Source organism: Pseudomonas guariconensis (genome assembly GCF_040822035.1).
Taxonomy (GTDB): domain Bacteria; phylum Pseudomonadota; class Gammaproteobacteria; order Pseudomonadales; family Pseudomonadaceae; genus Aquipseudomonas; species Aquipseudomonas guariconensis.
Genome location: NZ_CP162012.1, coordinates 1,660,773 through 1,678,634 on the forward strand (window position 1 = coordinate 1,660,773; position 17,862 = coordinate 1,678,634).

The 17,862-nt window shown below is 62.4% G+C and carries 12 protein-coding genes; 3 read left to right on the forward strand and 9 right to left on the reverse strand.

Going from position 1 to position 17,862, the window contains the following annotated elements; genetic code table 11:
• Positions 1-96: 96 nt before the first annotated feature.
• The 4 genes from AB1N67_RS07570 to puuE all read right to left on the reverse strand — a co-directional run bounded on the left by AB1N67_RS07570 (position 97) and on the right by puuE (position 3,509).
• Positions 97-1,425: a urate hydroxylase PuuD gene (locus tag AB1N67_RS07570; protein WP_043214857.1), complete on the reverse strand. Its 1,329-nt coding sequence runs from the start codon at positions 1,423-1,425 to the stop codon at positions 97-99.
• Between the two features lie 45 nt (positions 1,426-1,470).
• Positions 1,471-1,974 carry an ureidoglycolate lyase gene (locus AB1N67_RS07575; protein ID WP_043214855.1) on the reverse strand — a complete coding sequence of 168 codons (504 nt, stop codon included), beginning with the start codon at positions 1,972-1,974 and terminating at the stop codon, positions 1,471-1,473.
• A gap of 93 nt (positions 1,975-2,067) precedes the next feature.
• Positions 2,068-2,583, reverse strand: a complete 516-nt coding sequence (gene uraD / locus AB1N67_RS07580) for a 2-oxo-4-hydroxy-4-carboxy-5-ureidoimidazoline decarboxylase (protein WP_043214853.1) — start codon at positions 2,581-2,583, stop codon at positions 2,068-2,070.
• A complete protein-coding gene (gene puuE / locus AB1N67_RS07585) occupies positions 2,583-3,509 on the reverse strand; it encodes an allantoinase PuuE (RefSeq protein WP_043214851.1) in 927 nt (308 codons plus the stop codon). The genes uraD and puuE overlap by 1 nt, the downstream gene beginning before the upstream one ends.
• Before the next feature lie 389 nt (positions 3,510-3,898).
• Here puuE and uraH point away from each other — a divergent pair, with 389 nt between their 5' ends.
• The gene (gene uraH, locus AB1N67_RS07590) at positions 3,899-4,252 is read left to right on the forward strand and encodes a hydroxyisourate hydrolase (RefSeq protein WP_043214849.1); all 354 of its coding nucleotides are present in this window, start codon (positions 3,899-3,901) and stop codon (positions 4,250-4,252) included.
• A gap of 87 nt (positions 4,253-4,339) precedes the next feature.
• Here uraH and AB1N67_RS07595 read toward each other — a convergent pair whose 3' ends face one another.
• The 3 genes from AB1N67_RS07595 to AB1N67_RS07605 form a co-directional block, all read right to left on the reverse strand.
• Complete coding sequence (locus AB1N67_RS07595; RefSeq protein WP_043214847.1) at positions 4,340-5,692, reverse strand: HlyD family type I secretion periplasmic adaptor subunit; 1,353 nt, start codon at positions 5,690-5,692, stop codon at positions 4,340-4,342.
• 142 nt (positions 5,693-5,834) lie between these two features.
• Positions 5,835-7,970, reverse strand: coding sequence for a type I secretion system permease/ATPase (locus tag AB1N67_RS07600; protein ID WP_367863858.1), 2,136 nt, complete (start codon positions 7,968-7,970; stop codon positions 5,835-5,837).
• 75 nt (positions 7,971-8,045) lie between these two features.
• Positions 8,046-9,419 carry a TolC family outer membrane protein gene (locus AB1N67_RS07605; protein WP_090345527.1) on the reverse strand — a complete coding sequence of 458 codons (1,374 nt, stop codon included), beginning with the start codon at positions 9,417-9,419 and terminating at the stop codon, positions 8,046-8,048.
• A gap of 516 nt (positions 9,420-9,935) precedes the next feature.
• Between AB1N67_RS07605 and AB1N67_RS07610 the strand changes: the two genes are divergently transcribed.
• Both AB1N67_RS07610 and AB1N67_RS07615 read left to right on the forward strand, forming a co-directional pair.
• Entirely contained in the window at positions 9,936-16,394 is a 6,459-nt protein-coding gene (locus tag AB1N67_RS07610; RefSeq protein ID WP_367863641.1) for a retention module-containing protein, read from the forward strand.
• A 159-nt stretch (positions 16,395-16,553) separates the two neighbouring features.
• A complete protein-coding gene (locus AB1N67_RS07615; RefSeq protein WP_052352502.1) occupies positions 16,554-16,895 on the forward strand; it encodes a cupin domain-containing protein in 342 nt (113 codons plus the stop codon).
• A gap of 3 nt (positions 16,896-16,898) precedes the next feature.
• On the opposite strand, the gene AB1N67_RS07620 is transcribed toward AB1N67_RS07615, so the two are convergent.
• A complete protein-coding gene (locus tag AB1N67_RS07620) occupies positions 16,899-17,264 on the reverse strand; it encodes a YbaN family protein (protein WP_043214361.1) in 366 nt (121 codons plus the stop codon).
• Between the two features lie 7 nt (positions 17,265-17,271).
• Positions 17,272-17,859: a YecA family protein gene (locus AB1N67_RS07625; protein WP_043214359.1), complete on the reverse strand. Its 588-nt coding sequence runs from the start codon at positions 17,857-17,859 to the stop codon at positions 17,272-17,274.
• Positions 17,860-17,862 lie beyond the last annotated feature (3 nt).

Consider the following 17,862-nt stretch of genomic DNA (forward strand, 5'->3'; position numbering starts at 1 on the left):
TTTAAAAAAGCTTGGGGTTCCCGCTTGAGGCTCAGGGCTCGATGCTTGCTTGTTACCTACTACTTACAGCTTGAGGTTTGAAGCTTGCAGCTTCGATCAGTTGACCGGAGCGCCTTTGGCGATCCAGGCACCGACCATGTTGCGTTCTTCCTGGGTCATCTGGGTGATGTTGCCCAGCGGCATGATCTGGCTGGCGACAGCCTGCGCCTGAATGCGCGCGGCCTGAGCCTGGATCTGCTGCGGAGTGTCGAACATCACGCCGGCGGGCGCAGCGCTGAACAGCGGGCTGGTCGGCTTGGCCGAGTGGCACACGGTGCACCGTTCCTGGATGACCGTGTGGATCTTCTCGAACCCACCCGGGGCGGCCTGGGCGGTTGCCTGGGCAGGAGCTTCGGCCGGGGCGGCAGGTGCCTGGGCAGCCTTGGCGGCGTCTTCGGCACGTTGCTCGGCAGCGGTCTTGCCACCGATGGCAGTCGCTGGCAGCGGTTGGTACTCGACCTTCGCCGCGGCTTGCTCAGGTGCGGTCGGCATCGGCTTCGGACCTGTCACGTAGGCCAGGCAGATCATTGCCAGGGCGCCGACAGGCAGGGTCCAGGCGTATTTGTTGCTTTCGTGACGGGTGTTGAAGTAGTGACGGATCAGTACCGCAGCCACTGCGATCCCGGCCAGGATCAGCCAGTTGTACTGGCTGCCATAGGTGCTCGGGAAGTGGTTGCTGATCATGATGAACAGCACCGGCAAGGTGAAGTAGTTGTTGTGGCGCGAACGCAGCAGACCCTTGGCCGGCAGGACCGGATCAGGGGTTTCGTTCTTCTCGATGGCGGCCACCAGCTGGCGCTGGGCCGGCATGATGATGCGGAACACGTTGCCGACCATGATGGTGCCGATGATCGCGCCGGTGTGCAGGTACGCACCACGACCGCTGAACACCAGGCTGAAGCCGAAGCAGGCCGCGATGATCAGCACGAACAGGACGGCGCCGAGCAGGGCAGGGCGTTTGCCCAGGGGCGAATCGCACAGGAAGTCGTAGATGAACCAGGAGGCGACCAGCGAGCCGATACCGATGGCCACGCCTTCGGCACCGCTCAGGGTGCTGCCCGGTGCCAGCAGGTAGAGGCTCGGGTTCCAGTAGAACACCACGCAGAGCAGGGCGATACCGGACATCCAGGTGAAATAGGCTTCCCATTTGAACCAGTGCAGGTTCTCCGGCATCTTCGGCGGTGCGAGCTTGTACTTCTCAAGGTGGTAGATACCACCGCCGTGGATGGCCCAGAGGTCACCCGACAGACCTTCGCGCGGATTGCTCCGGTTCAGGTTGTTTTCCAGCCAGACGAAGTAGAACGATGCACCGATCCAGGCGATACCGGTGATCATGTGAACCCAGCGAATGCTCAGGTTCAGCCATTCGTGAAGGTGTGCTTCCACAGTATGTACCTCTTGCCGATCACCGAGACGATGACCGACCTTTTCTTATTGGTGGGGATTGAGGATCAGCATCTGATCCTCGGTGAAGTAATGCTCGTCGCAGTTGTTGCCGGAACCACTGCGATCAACCACCAGGAAATCATCCCGCTTTTCGATCGTCAGCACCGGGTGGTGCCAGACGCCGCGATGGTAATTAACGCCCTGCCTGCCATTACTGCGGAAGGCACGGACCAAGCCTGATACAGGTGCATCGCCAACTGGCGCGACCACGATCAGAAAGGGGTTGCCGAGCAGCGGGATGAAAGCCTGGCTGCCCAGCGGATGGCGTTCCAGCATGCGTACGGTCAGTGGCATCTCCAGGGCATCGGCGCGGAAGATGCTGATGATCGCTTTGTCCTCGGGCTCGGCGGTTTCGACCGTGGCGAGCTTGTGGAAGCGCATGGTCGAACCGTTGTTGATCATGAAGTGGTCGCTGCCGTCGGTTTCGATCACGTCACCGAAAGGGGCGAAGGCTTCTTTGGTCAGGGGCTCGATCACTAAAGTGCGCATGCGGTTATCTCTTTGTTCTGTGTTCTGTTTAGGGTGTGGGCCGAGCCCCGGGGCGAGTGTGTCGCGCGCTCGGGGCGGCCATCGCACCATCTTTTAAAGTTGCAGCAGGCGGAACAGGGCGATCAGGTTGATCTGCGCCAGGGCTTCCTTGAATTCGGCATCGGCGTCGTTGTGGATGCGCTTTTCGAAAGCGGCCAGGATCTGGTGCCGGTTGCTGCCTTTGACCGCCATGATGAACGGGAACTTGAACTTGGCCTTGTAGGCGTCGTTGAGTTCGGTGAAACGGGCGAACTCTTCGGCGGTGCACTGGTGGATCCCGGCGCCGGCCTGTTCATTGGTGCTGGATTCGGTCAGCTCGCCCTGGATGGCGGCCTTGCCGGCCAGGTCCGGGTGAGCGTTGATCAGCGCCAGTTGATCCTCATGGTTGGCGCTGAGCAGGATGTCGCTCATGCGCTGGTGCAGCGCCTCGATCTCGTCCAGTTCGCCCAGCTGACCCAGGTCGTAGGCTTTTTCTGCAACCCACGGCGAGTGCTCATAGATGTCGGCGAAGGCCTTGACGAAGGCGTCGCGGTCCAGGGTCGATGGCTTGAGGGTCTTGAAAGCGGTCATCAGGCGTTCTCGTTCTTGTACGGGTGGGTGGCGTGCCAGTGGCGGGCGATGTCCACGCGGCGGGCGAACCAGACCTGGTCATGGCTCTTGGCGTATTCGACGAAGCGCTTGAGCGCAGCCAGGCGAGCCGGGCGGCCGACCAGGCGGCAGTGCAGGCCGATCGAAAGCATCTTCGGCGCCTCGGCGCCTTCTGCGTAGAGCACGTCGAAGGCGTCCTTGAGGTACTGGAAGAACTGTTCGCCGCAGTTGAAGCCCTGGACCTGGGTGAAGCGCATGTCATTGGTGTCCAGGGTGTAGGGGATCACCAGGTGCGGCTTGCCGGTCGGGTTGTTCGGCTCCCAGTAGGGCAGGTCATCGTCGTAGGTGTCGCTGTCATAGAGGAAGCCACCTTCCTCCATCACCAGGCGGCGGGTGTTCGGGCCGGTGCGGCCGGTGTACCAGCCCAGCGGACGCTCGCCGGTCAGTTCGGTGAGGATGCGGATGGCCTCGAGCATGTGCTCGCGCTCTTGCTGCTCATCCATGTACTGGTAGTCGATCCAGCGGTAGCCGTGGCTGCAGATCTCATGGCCGGCTTCGACCATGGCGCGGATCACGTCGGGGTGGCGTTGGGCAGCCATGGCCACGGCGAAGATGGTCAGCGGAACGCCGGTTTCCTTGAACAGCTTGAGCAGGCGCCAGACGCCGGCGCGGCTGCCGTATTCGTAGAGCGACTCCATGCTCATGTTGCGCACGCCTTGCAGAGGCTGAGCGGCAACCATCTCGGACAGGAAGGCTTCGGATTCCTTGTCACCGTGCAGGACGTTGCGTTCGCCACCTTCTTCATAGTTGAGCACGAAGGACAGAGCGATGCGTGCGTTCCCCGGCCAGTGCGGGTGAGGTGGGTTGTTGCCGTAACCGATCAGGTCGCGAGGGTAGTCAGCGCTCACTGCAGTCTTCCTTCTTGTACGTTAGTGCGGGTGGTGGGCGGACCGCGTCGGGATGTCGCACCACCGGATGAGGGTGATTGTATACAAGTTCTGAAATCATTTGTAAGCCTGTTTTTCCGCATTTCTTCCCTTTTGTCGGCTGGGAATGGGTTGCAAGAAACCTGCCTGAACGGTCAGATAACGACATTGAGGTCGGCATGGGGCCTGTCTTTGCGGTGAATGCCGTATTTATCGAGAGGGCGGGAGGGGTGTGCAAGAGGGGTTCAAAAAATTGTGTACAATTTATCGAGAAAGTGTCTTAATGGCGCCATTCCCGCACACCGCAGGCCCTTGGCGCGGTGATTGCCGTGTATTTTTTGCCCACGCATACGACAAGAGGCGACAAGCAAATGGGACGTTTGACCACACACGTACTGGATGCCGCTCACGGCTGCCCGGGCAGCTCGATCAAGGTTGAGCTGTACCGTGTCGAAGGCCAGCAACTGGAGCTGGTGAACACTGCCCTGACCAACAGCGATGGCCGCGTCGACGCGCCGCTGCTGCAGGGTGAAGACTACCGCACGGGTGTCTACCAGCTGCAATTCAGCGCCGGTGACTACTACCGCGCCCGTGGCGTGAAATTGCCGGAGACCGCATTCCTGGATGTGGTCGTCCTGCGCTTCGGTATCGATGAGAAGCAAGAGCACTACCACGTGCCGCTGCTGATCTCGCCGTACAGTTACTCGACCTATCGTGGAAGCTAGTTGGTCGCTAGAAGAATCTTCGTAGGTCCTTATGCCCGCTCTCACACTGGCGGGCTTTTTTTTGCCTGCTGTTTGGCAACTGCCTGTTCAGCGTTCGCGCAGCGCCTCTGTCCGGGCCTTGAGCACCGGCTTCAACAGGTAATCGAGCACACTCTTGCGCCCGGTGATGATGTCCACGGTTGCCACCATGCCCGGAATGATCAGCAAGGGTTTGTTGTCCCCGCCCAGGTGGTTCTTTTCGGTTCGCACCTGGATCAGGTAGAAGGCGTTGCCCTTGTCGTCGGTCACGGTATCGGCACCGATCAGCTCGAGCTTGGCCTTGAGCCCGCCATAGATGGTGTAGTCATAGGCGCTGAACTTGACCATCGCCGTCTGCCCTGGGTGCAGGAAGGCGACATCCTGCGGGCGCACCTTGGCCTCGATCAGCAGGTTGTCTTCGATCGGCACGATCTCGACCAGATCGCTGCCGGGCTGTACCACGCCGCCAATGGTATTGACCTTGAGCAGCTTGATGATCCCGCGCACTGGCGAAACCACCGTCGTCCGGTTAACCCGGTCGTCGATGGCGATGCTGGTGGCGGTGATCTTCGACAGCTCCGTACGTTTGTCGTTGAGCTCCTTGGCGGCCTCGGAGCGGAAGGTGGCGTCGGACTCCTGGATCTTGCTCTTGATCTCCGCCACGGCCGCTTCGGCGCGGGGGATCGCCAGGCTGGTGGCATTGAGCTGACCGCGTGCCTCCACGGCGCGTTGTTTCAGGCGCAGGATCTCCACTGGCGAAATCGCCCCGGTGCCCACCAGCGGGGTGGACATGTTCAGTTCCTGTTGCAGCAGGCCCAGGGCCGAGCGGTACTGGTCCACCTTGGAGCGAAATTCGGCCAGCTCCTGAGTCTTCTGTCGCAGTTGTTCGTTGAGGGTCTGCTTCTCGCTTGCCAGGCGGCGCTGGCGCGACTCATACAGGGCCGTTTCGTCTTCGGCCACCTGGGGCGCCTTGGCGCGCACTTCGTCCGAAAGGTTGAACGGGCGGCCTTCGGATTCGGCCGATAAACGCTCGACCTGGGCTGTCAGGGCATAGCGGTCGGCTTCGCTTTCGCCTTTGTTGGAGAGAAACCGCGTGTCGTCCAGGCGCAGCAGGGTGGCGCCTTTGTCGACCATCTGGCCTTCGCGCACGAAGATCTCGGTGACGATACCGCCTTCGAGGTTCTGCACCACTTGGACCTTGCTCGACGGGATGGCCTTGCCTTCGCCCACAGTGACCTCATCGACCACCGCGAAGTGGGCCCAGGCCAGCGCTGCGAGCAGCAGGGCGGCCGTCAGCCACACGGTCAGTCGCGACAGGCGAGGGGAGTCCTGCAAGGTGGCGCCGGCCAGCTCCGGCATATAGTCGCGTTCGGCGCGCTTGTCGTTGCCGTGGGGGCTGCGGATGCTCTGGCTCAGGGACATGACCTACCTCTCTTTGACCCACGCGATACTCATGGATTTGCCCGGGGCCTGTGGGCGGGCTCGTCCGCCCACGCGGCGGTGACGCACCTTGCATAAACCTGCTCCCGTCTGGCTCGCGGAATCCGCGGGCTTTGTTTGCTTCCTATACGGCAGCACCGATGCGGCCTTTTCGCAGGGCGTCGATGACCGCGTCCTTCGGCCCGTCGGCGACGACCTTGCCGTTGTCCAGCACTACCAGCCGGTCCACCAGGCTCAGCAGGGACGTGCGATGGGTGACCAACACCACGGTCTTACCCGCAACACAAGCCAGCAAGCGTTGACGCAGTTGCTCCTCGCTGCTGTTGTCCATGTGGCTGGTGGGTTCATCGAGGATCAGGATCGGCGGTTCCAGCAGCAATGCCCGCGCCAGCAACACGCACTGGCGTTGGCCGCCGGACAGCAACTGGCCACGCTCACCCACCGGGCGGTCGAAGCCTTGCGGGTGCAGGCGGGCCAGTTCGCTGACGCCGGTCAGCTCTGCCACCTCGAGCATGCGCGCGTCGCTGACATGGCGGGCACCCAAGGTGAGGTTGTCGCGCAGGCTGCCGGCCAGCAGCGGCAGGTCATGGGCGACATAGCCCATTTGCACGCGCAGGTCGGCGATGTCCAGCTGGCGCAGGTCGAGGTTGTCCAGTAGCACCTGGCCTTCTTCCGGATGATGAAAGCCCATCAGCAGGCGGGCGAGTGTGCTCTTGCCCGAGCCGCTGCGCCCGATGATGCCGATGCGCTCGCCGGGCTGCAGAGTCAGGTGCACGTCCTGCAGGGCAAGGGCGCTCTGTCCTGGGTAGCGAAAGCTCACGTGGTTGAGGGCAAGACCACCTTTGAGCGTGGTGTGTTCCAAGGCCTGGTGCTCGGCTTGGCGCTCCTGGGGCAGGGCCATGAGGGCGTCGGTGCTGCGCATGGTCAGTTGGGCTTGCTGATAGCGGGTGATCAGGCCGGCGATCTGCCCCAATGGCGCCAGGACCCGACTGCCGAGCATGTAGCTGGCCACCAATGCGCCGACGCTGAGGTTGCCGGCGATGATGCTGTAGACCCCGGCGACAATGGTGGCCATGCCACAGAACTGCTGGATGAACAGCGTGCCGTTGCTGGCCAGGGAGGACAGATTGCGGGCATGGGCATCGAGGCGGGCGATGGCGCCGTTGGTGTGTTCCCACTGGTACTGACGCTCGCTTTCGGCACCGCAGGCCTTGAGCGTCTCCAGCCCGCCGAGGGTCTCGATCAGCAGGGCCTGGCGGACCGAGCCCAGGCTCAGGCTTTTTTGTACGGTGTCGCGCAGGCGCACCTGGATGAACAGGGCAAACGCCACGGCCACGGGAAAAGCGATCAGCGGGATCAACACCAGCCAGCCGCCGAGCAGGCCGATCGCCAGCAGCATCAGCACCACGAATGGCAGGTCGATGATGCTGGTGAGCGTGACGGCGGTGAGGAATTCGCGCAGCCCCTGGAAGTCATGAATGCTCTGGGCGAAGCCGCCGATGGTGGCGGGCCGGGCCTTCATGGACATGCCGGTGATGCGTTCGAAGAGGGTGGCCGAGAGAATCAGGTCGGTCTTCTTGCCGGCCTGGTCCAGCAGATGGGCGCGCACCATGCGCAGCACCAGTTCGAAAGCCGTGCCAATGAACAGGCCGACGACCAGTACCCAGAGGGTCGACAGCGCCTGGTTGGGCACCACCCGGTCGTAGGTCTGCATGACGAACAAGGGCACCATCAGCCCCAGCAGGTTGATCAGCAGACTGGCCAAGAGGGCATCGCCATACAGCCAGCGCGAATGTTTGAGGGTATCGCGAAACCAGGCGTCAACCCGCGGGATCAGGGGCGTGCGCAGGTTCTCCAAGGTGTGTCGAGGGCGGGCGAACAACGCCTGACCGGCATAGGCCTGTTCCAGCGATTCGCGTTCGACCCATTGTTCGCCACCTTCGGCTTCACAGGGCAGGATCAATGCCCGGCCATCATTGCCCCAGCGCTGCAGCACGGCGCTACGCCCGTCCTTGAGCATCAACAAAACCGGCAGGTTGAGTTCCGAGATGTTGGCCAGAGTGCGTTCCAGTACCCGTGCCTGAAGCCCTGCGCGGGAAGCGGCGCGGGGCAGCAGTTCAAGGGGCAGGCGCTGGTCGGCCAAGGGTAGGCCACTGCACAAACCGGCACGGCTGGCGGGGCAGCCGTGCAGCTTGCACAGAATCAGCAGGCCATCGAGCAAAGGATCATCAACATCCAGGCGCGGTTGCGCGCTTTGCATACTGGTCACGATGGTCTACTCCTGCCGCGGTGGAAACCAATCCTTTCTGGATGAACAGCCAGCAGTACGCACGAACTACCGCATGTCGGGCAACCGGGCTTCGTTACGCACTTCGGTCTTGGCGATGGCCTCAGGCGGCAGCGAAATACGTTGCTTGCTCAGAAGCTCGCCCATGTTCGCCAGCACGCGATACATGGAGAACTCCTCGGTATAGCGCACTTCGGTGTAACGACGATTGGCGTTGTATAGCTCGTTTTCGCTGTCGAGCAGGTCGAGCAGGGTGCGCTGGCCAAGGCCGAACTGGTCTTGGTAGGCGGCGCGCACCCGTTGGGTGGTTTCGGCGTATTCGCGGGCGGTCGGGGTCTGCTTGCGCGCATTGTTCATGGCGTTCCAGGCGAGGCTCAGGTTCTCGTTGAGCTCGCGCAGGGCATTGTTGCGGATGTCCATGGCCTGGTTGATCTTGTGCGCGTCCGACTGCAGGCGCGCCTTGTCGCTGCCGCCGCGGAACAGGTTGTAGTTGAGCTCGACACCGGCCTGCCAATCGTTGTTGTCATGGCCGCGCTGGCCGGCGATGTTGTTGTTGGCGCCGGTGGCCAGCACGGCGTCCAGGCGTGGGTAGAAGGGCGACTTGGCCACTTCGTACTGTTGCTCGGCGGCATTCACGTCGGCCTGGGCCGACTTGAGGTAGGGGTTGTTCTCCAACATGCCCTGGCGTGCCTGCTCCAGGGTGGTGGGCACCTCGCCCTTGATGGTGACCGGCGTTTCGAGCTCATCGGGCATGCGTCCGACCACGCTGTAGAAGTTGGCCTCGGCGTCGGCCAAGTCGACTTCGGCGGTGTCCAGGTTGTTTTCGGCCAAGGCCCGGCGGGCACGGGACTGGTCCAGGTCGGCATTACTGCCCACGCCGCGTTCGCTGCGAAGCCCGATCTGGTCGTTGACCCGCAGGTGGGCTTGCAGGTTGTTCTTGGCCAGGGTCACCAGTTCGCGACGCTTGAGCACCTCCAGGTACACCTCGATCGCACGCAATGCCACTGTTTCGGCCGTCGCCTGGGTGAAGTAGGCACGGGAGTTGGCCACTGCCTCGGTACGGCCCACCTCGTTGGCGGTATTGAATCCATCGAAGAGCATCTGCCGCAGACGCAGTTCCGACTGGGTGTAGCTGAGGGTTTCCTTGTTGTGGTTGCGCGAACCATCAGGGTTGAAGCCACGGGTATTGGTGTTGTCGGAGCGTTGGCGACCATAGCCTGCAATAAGGTCGACACTGGGGTAGTAGCCCCCACGCGCGAACTTCACATCTTCATCAGCCGACAAACGGCTGTTACGGCTGGCGCTGATTTCGGGATGTTGGTCCACCGCGTTCTGGACAGCCTCGGTGATCGACATCGCCTGAGAGTTGGCGCATGCCATGGCCAACAGAATTGCACTGGTGATGGGGGTTAGAACGCGCATGGAGTACATCTCCCTGGTCTCGAAAAAGTCCTGCAATCGCCAAAAAAATGACGAAAAATAAGAGTCAAACCGTTTCAGGTTTGTAACAACAGAGCTAAGAACATTTACCAGGCGAACTAAGAAGATTTCCTCATAAGATTTATGCGAAAAAAAACTTATGCGCTCTAAGAAATACCGGACATTGTTCTACTCAGGTCGTCCGTTGAATAAGCGCACACGCTTTGTTTTTCGGGCCTCTGAGAAAAGTTCCCGTTTTTCTTGCAGCAGAGGGCAGGGATCTAACGAGGGGAGGGAGGCAGGACGTTATTTGGCGACATTTTATTGACATCTGTCATTTTGCCATCGCGTTTTGCCAGGTTCATCGTCGACTATCATCCATAAGCCTTGATCCCCCGTGAAATCGGGGCCTGGCGCAGTTATCGACGCATCGCTGCGTGCATGGTCAACGCCGCGAATTCCTCCTTCCTCCAAAAGCCTCGCGTTGCGGGAATCACTCGGCAATGGAGGCATTGGTTCATGGCTAAATCACTTGGTGTGGTCAGCAAGGTTGTCGGGCAAGTCTTCGCGGTCGGTCAGGACGGCACCCGTCGGGTCTCGGTCGAAGGTGACCGGCTGTATGCCGGAGAACAACTCGAGACCGGCGCCGCGGGGGCTGTAGCCGTGCACCTGGATAACGGTGGCGAGCTCACCCTGGGGCGCGACAGCAGCCTTGAGCTGCGGCCGGAGCTGTTGGCCCACCCCGCGGGGCATGTGCAGGGCCCTGAAGCGATAGCGCCCAGTGAGGCTGACTTGAGTGATGTCGAGCGCTTGCAACAGGCAATTGCCGCAGGTGCTGACCCGAGCCAGGAGGCCGAGGCCACGGCGGCAGGCCCCAGCAGCACCGGCGCGCCCGGTGCGGTGGGCGGTGGCCATAGCTTCGTATTGCTGACCGAGGTGGCCGGGCGCGTCGACCCGGTGATTGGTTTCCCCACCGCAGGGTTCAATGGCATCCCTGAGTTCACGATTCCCGATGCCGGGGATACGCGCTTCGATGATGATCGCCGACCGGTAACCGATGGCCCAGACGATCCCGATAATCCGGTCACCCTGCACGGACTGGACGTCGCCGGAGGCGAGCTGACCCTGCAAGAGGCCCATCTGCCGCACGGTTCTGCCAGTAACCCTGGTGCCTTGACCCAGGGCGGCAGCTTCACTGTGTCAGCGCCCGATGGCGTGTTCAACCTCAATGTCGGCGGTATCAATGTCGTCACCGGAGGCGTGGTAACGGGTGTCGGCCAGTCGCTGACCACCGCCTTGGGCAATGTCCTGACCATCACCGGCTATGACCCGGTCACCGGTACGGTCAGCTACAGCTACACCCTGGCGACCGCCGGAGGCGCACAGGCAGTCAGCGAGCAGCTCTCGGTGCATGTCAGCGACACCAATGGAAGTGTGGCCAGTGGCACCTTGGACGTGAGCATTGTCGACGACGCGCCCAAAGCCCTGGACGACAGCAACCCCACGGTGGCGACCGAGCAGCAGACCACCTTGACCGGCAATGTGCTGAGCAACGATGTGCAGGGGGCCGACCGTGTGCCATCCGGGCCGATCACCGCCGGTACCTATGTCGGCACCTATGGCACCTTGGTGCTGGCGGCGGACGGGTCCTACACCTACACGCTGAACACCAACGACCCGGACTTCATCAACCTGCACGGTGGCGGCTCGGGCGTGGAGCACTTCACCTACACCTTGACCGACGCGGACGGGGACAGTAGCACGGCGACGCTGGTGCTCAATGTCACCAACCTCAACGACCCGGTTACCCTCGATGGGCTGGCTGTAAAAGGGGGCGAGCTCACCGTTCACGAGAAGCACCTGGGCGACGGCAGTGCCCCCGATGCCTCGGCATTGACGCAAAGCGGGACCTTTACCGTCACCGCAGCCGATGGCCTGCAAACGCTGGTCGTTGGGGGAATCACCCTGGTCAATGGCGGGGTGGTGGCGGGCTTCCCGCAATCGATCACCACACCGCTGGGCAATACCCTGACCGTGACCGGCTACAACCCGGCCACCGGCGTCGTCAGCTACAGCTACACCCTGACCGACAATGAGGCGCACCCGAACGCCGATGGCACCAACAGTGTGAGCGAAAGCTTTACCGTCGTTGCGACCGACAGCGATGGCAGCAGTGCTAGCGGTAGCATCGACGTGAACATTGTCGACGACGCGCCCAAAGCCCTGGACGACAGCAACCCCACGGTGGCGACCGAGCAGCAGACCACCTTGACCGGCAATGTGCTGAGCAACGATGTGCAGGGGGCCGACCGTGTGCCATCCGGGCCGATCACCGCCGGTACCTATGTCGGCACCTATGGCACCTTGGTGCTGGCGGCGGACGGGTCCTACACCTACACGCTGAACACCAACGACCCGGACTTCATCAACCTGCACGGTGGCGGCTCGGGCGTGGAGCACTTCACCTACACCTTGACCGACGCGGACGGGGACAGCAGCACGGCGACGCTGGTGCTCAATGTCACCAACCTCAACGACCCGGTTACCCTCGATGGGCTGGCTGTAAAAGGGGGCGAGCTCACCGTTCACGAGAAGCACTTGGCCGACGGCAGTGCCCCCGATGCCTCGGCATTGACGCAAAGCGGGACCTTTACCGTCACAGCAGCCGATGGCCTGCAAACGCTGGTCGTTGGGGGAATCACCCTGGTCAATGGCGGGGTGGTGGCGGGCTTCCCGCAATCGATCACCACACCGCTGGGCAATACCCTGACCGTGACCGGCTACAACCCGGCCACCGGCGTCGTCAGCTACAGCTACACCCTGACCGACAATGAGGCGCACCCGAACGCCGATGGCACCAACAGTGTGAGCGAAAGCTTTACCGTCGTTGCGACCGACAGCGATGGCAGTAGTGCTAGCGGTAGCATCGACGTGAACATTGTCGACGATGTGCCTCAAGCCAATCCCGATACCAAATCCATCGTGCACGAAGGCGGGGTGGTCACCGGCAACGTATTGCACAACGATGTGGTTGGGGCCGATGGTGCTCCTGAGGGCAAGGCCGTGGTCGGCGTAAGGGCTGGCAGCGATACCTCGACACCTGTTCATGGCGATGTCGGCACCCAGATCATGGGCACCTATGGCTACCTGATCCTCAACGCTGACGGCAGCGCCACCTACCACGCCAACCCCAACAGTGTGGCGGGTGCCGGTGCGACCGACACCTTCGTCTACACCATCCGCGACGCCGACGGCGATGAGAGCACCACCACCGTCACTATCAAGGTGCTGGACAGCGGACTGTCGGTCAGTGGGGCGGACCGTGATGTGACGGTTTACGAAAAAGCCCTGGACCTGAACCAGGACGGCAAGGACCTGGCGGCTGGCAACGTCACCGGCAGCGACCCAACCTCCACGGGTGAGACCGGGACAGGCACCCTGGTCGGCGCGGTGCAAGGCGGGGTCGGTGCGTTGACCTACACCTTGGTGGGCAATGCCGTCGGGCAATACGGTCAGATTCATCTGAACGGAGACGGCACCTACACCTACACCCTGACCTCGGCGCCGAAGACCCCAGGTGGCGCCAACGATGGCCCGAACACCCTGACCGAGACCTTCACCTACCAAGCGAAGGATCAACTGGGCAACACCATCACCAGCCAGATCGTCATCAACATCGTCGACGACGTGCCCGAGGCCAATCCGGATTCGGCACCCGTCCATGAGGGCGGTGTCGTCTCCGGCAACGTGTTCTACAACGATGACATGGGGGCGGACAAAGTGGCCGATGGCAACGTCGTGGTCGGTGTGCGCGCCGGCAGCGACACCTCGACCTCCGCACATGGCGATGTCGGCACTCAGGTCATGGGTAACTACGGCTACCTGGTCATTAACGCCAACGGCTGGGCGACTTACCACGCCAACCCCAACAGTGTGGCGGGTGCCGGTGCGACCGACACCTTCGTCTACACCATCCGCGACGCCGACGGCGACGAGAGCACCACCACCGTCACTATCAAGGTGCTGGATAGTGGACTGTCGGTCAGTGGGGCGGACCGTGATGTGACGGTTTACGAAAAAGCCCTGGACCTGAACCAGGACGGCAAGGACCTGGCGGCTGGCAACGTCACCGGCAGCGACCCAACCTCCACGGGTGAAACCGGGACAGGCACCCTGGTCGGCGCGGTGCAAGGCGGGCTCGGTGCGTTGACCTACACCTTGGTGGGCAATGCCGTCGGGCAATACGGTCAGATCCATCTCAACGGAGACGGCACCTACACCTACACCCTGACCTCAGCGCCGAAGACCCCAGGTGGCGCCAACGATGGCTCGAACACCCTGACCGAGACCTTCACCTATCAAGCGAAGGATCAACTGGGCAACACCATCACCAGCCAGATCGTCATCAACATCGTCGACGACGTGCCCAAGGCCAACGCCGACTCGGCCACCGTACGCGTGGGCGACACGGTGAGTGGTGATGTGCTTTACAACGATGTCCTGGGTGCGGACAAGGTCATCGATGGCAACGTCGTGGTCGGTGTGCGCGCCGGCAGCGACACCTCGACTTCCGCACATGGCGATGTCGGCACTCAGGTCATGGGTAACTACGGCTACCTGGTCATCAACGCCAACGGCTGGGCGACTTACCACGCCAACCCCAACAGCGTGCCGGGTGCCGGTGCCACCGACACCTTCGTCTACACCATCCGCGACGCCGATGGCGACGAGAGCACCACGACCGTCACTCTCAATGTGCAGGGCAATCCGCTTTCGGTGATCGGCCCAGACCGCGATGTAACGGTTTATGAAAAAGCCCTGGACCTGAATCAGGATGGCAAGGACCTGGCGGCCGGGACTGTCACTGGCAGCGATCCAACCTCCACGGGTGAGACCGGGACAGGCACCCTGGTCGGCGCGGTGCAAGGCGGGGTCGGTGCGTTGACCTACACCTTGGTGGGCAATGCCGTCGGGCAATACGGTCAGATTCATCTGAGCGGAGACGGCACCTACACCTACACCCTGACCTCGGCGCCGAAGACCCCAGGTGGCGTCAACGATGGCCCGAATACCACGACCGAGACCTTCACCTACCAGGCGAAGGATCAGCAGGGCAATACCATCACCAGCCAGATCGTCATCAACATCGTCGACGACGTGCCCCAGGCCATCGCCGATGCGAAGTCGATCGTGCATGAAGGCGGGGTGGTCACCGGCAATGTGCTGTACAACGATGACCTGGGCGCGGACAAGGTGACCAATGGCAACGTCGTGGTTGGCGTGCGCGCTGGCAGCGACACTTCGACCGCCGCCCATGGTGAGGTTGGCACACAGATCATGGGCAACTATGGCTACCTGATCCTCAAGGCCGACGGCAGCGCCAGCTACCACGCCAACCCCAACAGCGTGGGCAGCGATGGCGCGACCGACACCTTCGTCTACACCATCCGCGACGCCGACGGCGATGAAAGCACCACCACCGTCAGCATCAAGGTACAGGACAGCCAGCCCTGGATCGGTGAACCGCAGGTGACGAACGCGCCTCCTGTGGCTGGGGCCGACCATCTCATCACCAATATCGCCGGCACTGGGATGACGGTGCCGGCCGAGGCCCTGCTGGCCAATGACAACGACCCTGATTACGACAAGCTCTCGGTGTCCTCGACCTACTTCGACACTCGGTTTTCCCCCAACGGCGCAGGTTTTGGCGTGGGAAGCGACACGCCTGTGGCCGACTTCACTGGTACCGGCAGCAACTTGTCCAACCGGGTGCGTGACCTTGCGCGCAGCGAGTTCCGTGGGCCGGCCGACAGCATGGCGGCCGCGCTGATCGTGAGCGGCTTCCTGGCCTCGCCCAACGGCAACTTCGCCAACGCCCAGGATGTTTTGACGGTCACGCTCAAGAAAGGTGAGACCCTGAACCTGCACCATGACGTGTCGGCAAGTCAGGTCGCCATGGCATGGAAGGACGAAAGCGGTAGCTACCAGGCCATCGACAATGACAAAGGTTTCACTGCCAGCCACGACGGGACGTACTCCATCCACATGATCAACTTGTCCAGCGGCAATGGCAGCCACGGCAATGTGAACTACCTACTGACGATGTCGATCGATTACAGCAATGCCGAGCAGGATGCCTACAACGGCACTTACACGGTGAGCGATGGCCACGGCGGCAGCGCGACGGGCAATGCCGACATCACCTACCAGGGCGGCAGTGTGCTCACCGGCACTGCCGACAACGACACCCTGGTTGCCGGCGCGGGGAACGATACCCTGCACGGTGCTGCTGGCAACGATGTGCTGGTCGGTGGCGGTGGTGATGACAAGCTCTACGGCGGGGAAGGCAATGACCTGCTGATCGGCGGCCCGGGCAATGATCTGCTCGATGGCGGTGCAGGTACCGATACCGCCAGCTACGCCTCGGCCCCCGGCGCGGTGACGGTCAACCTGAACCTCACGGGGGCGCAGGATACCGGGGGCGCTGGTATCGACACCTTCAATGGCATCGATAACTTGATCGGCTCCGACTACAACGACCTCCTGATCGGCAATAGCGGCAACAACGTCCTCATCGGCGGGGTGGGCAATGACCGGCTCACCGGGGGGGGCGGTAACGATACGTTTGTGTGGCAGAAGGGGGATGTGGGGCACGACACCGTCACTGACTTCATCCCCGGCAGTGATCGCCTCGACCTGTCGCAGCTGCTTCAGGGAGAGCATGCCACGTCCGCCTCGCTGGACGACTACCTGCACTTCAAGGTCACCGGTACCGGAACCAATGTGGTCTCGACCATCGAAGTCAGCAGTGTGGCGGGCGCGGCGCCCACCCAGACCATCGAGCTGGCCGGGGTCGACTTGGCTCAGCATTATGGTGTCACGGCCGGCGCGGGTGGGGTGATCGCCTCGGGGCAGGACACTGCAACTATCATCAATGGGATGCTCAATGACCACTCATTGAAAGTGGATACTGTCTGAATGTTACGGGCGGCGTGAGACCCGCGCCTGCAGGCGCGGGCTCGCCTCTCGATCCAGGCACAAATGCGACGCCAGGGCATACGCCCTGGTCGTACCTGCAGCACCGGGCCTGCGTCAGCTCCCTAGACTGTGATCGAGCCCACCTCGGAATTAGTCCACATGTCCCTACGCGAATCCCATACCCCCAGCCAGGTCCAGTGGCAGCCCATGCTCTTGGGCGGTCAGCGCCTGGAAGGCGTCAGCTGGAAAATCCTGGCCGATACCGGCCCCTGGCAGGCCTACTGGATGAAAATGGCGCCCGGCAGCCGCTCAGTGCCGCACCGGCACGCAGCCACCGAGTTGCTGCAGGTGCTGGAGGGCGAAGTCATGGATGTCGATGGTCAGGTGTTTCGCGCGGGCGACAGCTTGGTCTACGCCGCAGGCTCCGAGCATTGGTTGCGTTCGCCCAGGGGGTGTCTGTTGCTGGTGGTGGAGTCCGAACCGTCGTCGCTCAGCGATTGAGCGTCAACCGGGGCGGCGCAGGGTCTTTTGCTTGAGAATGTACAGGCTGACCAACACGGCGCTGGTGAGCATGAAGGCCCGTGCCCAGAACAGGGGCACCAGGTAGCAGGAAAGGCCGATGCTCGCCCACATGAGGCCGATGGCGTAGACCTTGCCTTTGAGCGGGATGCCTTCGCCACTGAGGTAATCGCGGATCCACGGACCCAGTTTGGGGTGGTTGATCAACCAGTGGTGAAAGCGTGGCGAGCTGCGCGCGAAGCACGCCGCAGCCAGCAGCAGGAAAGGGGTGGTAGGCAGCACCGGCAGGAAGATCCCCACCACCCCCAGCGCAACGCTGAGCCAGCCGATGGCCAGCAACAGGTAGCGCATGGCCACCTTAGTGGTGGCGCGGCTTGAGCAGGGCAGGTTTCTCGTCAGGGGCGTGCAGCAGCAGGAACAGCGCGGTGAGCGCCTCGGGGATCTGCACGATCATGTCATCCTGCAGGCTGGCATTGCGGGCGATGTCCTCGAACTCCGGTTGCTCGTCGAACAGGCCCGAACCGACCATGATCGGCAGCAGCATTTCGCTGACTTCTTCCTCGGCGTTCTCGAACCAGGCTTCCTCGCGCAGGAAGACGCCTTCCATGAAACCGATGCACCAGCCGCGCAGGTCGGAGTCGTCCGGCTCGTCGGTCAGGTCCAGGTCGCATGGCAGCTCGAACTCGTCGTCGCTGGCCAGTTGGCGGCCGATGTGGGCCTTGAGGGCCACCAGGGTCGCCTCGATCTCGGTGCGCTGGGCATCGCTCGCGTAGTGGGGCTCTTCAGCGAACAGGGCGTCGATCCATTCGCGCTCGGGAACTTCCTCGGAGCAGATCGACAGCGCGGTCAGGTAGCCATGGGCGGCGACGTAGTCCAGCGCTTCTTCGTGCAGCTCGTCGGCGTCGAGGAAGGCTTGCAGGCGGGTCAGTTGCTCGGCGAAGGACATTAC

Bases quoted from the DNA above. Each gene is read 5' to 3' on its own strand.
- AB1N67_RS07575 (WP_043214855.1), bottom strand. From the start codon at position 1,974: ATGCGCACTTTAGTGATCGAGCCCCTGACCAAAGAAGCCTTCGCCCCT.
- uraD (WP_043214853.1), bottom strand. From the start codon at position 2,583: ATGACCGCTTTCAAGACCCTCAAGCCATCGACCCTGGACCGCGACGCC.
- uraH (WP_043214849.1), top strand. From the start codon at position 3,899: ATGGGACGTTTGACCACACACGTACTGGATGCCGCTCACGGCTGCCCG.
- AB1N67_RS07595 (WP_043214847.1), bottom strand. From the start codon at position 5,692: ATGTCCCTGAGCCAGAGCATCCGCAGCCCCCACGGCAACGACAAGCGC.
- AB1N67_RS07600 (WP_367863858.1), bottom strand. From the start codon at position 7,970: ATGCAAAGCGCGCAACCGCGCCTGGATGTTGATGATCCTTTGCTCGAT.
- AB1N67_RS07605 (WP_090345527.1), bottom strand. From the start codon at position 9,419: ATGCGCGTTCTAACCCCCATCACCAGTGCAATTCTGTTGGCCATGGCA.
- AB1N67_RS07610 (WP_367863641.1), top strand. From the start codon at position 9,936: ATGGCTAAATCACTTGGTGTGGTCAGCAAGGTTGTCGGGCAAGTCTTC.
- AB1N67_RS07615 (WP_052352502.1), top strand. From the start codon at position 16,554: ATGTCCCTACGCGAATCCCATACCCCCAGCCAGGTCCAGTGGCAGCCC.
- AB1N67_RS07620 (WP_043214361.1), bottom strand. From the start codon at position 17,264: ATGCGCTACCTGTTGCTGGCCATCGGCTGGCTCAGCGTTGCGCTGGGG.
- AB1N67_RS07625 (WP_043214359.1), bottom strand. From the start codon at position 17,859: ATGTCCTTCGCCGAGCAACTGACCCGCCTGCAAGCCTTCCTCGACGCC.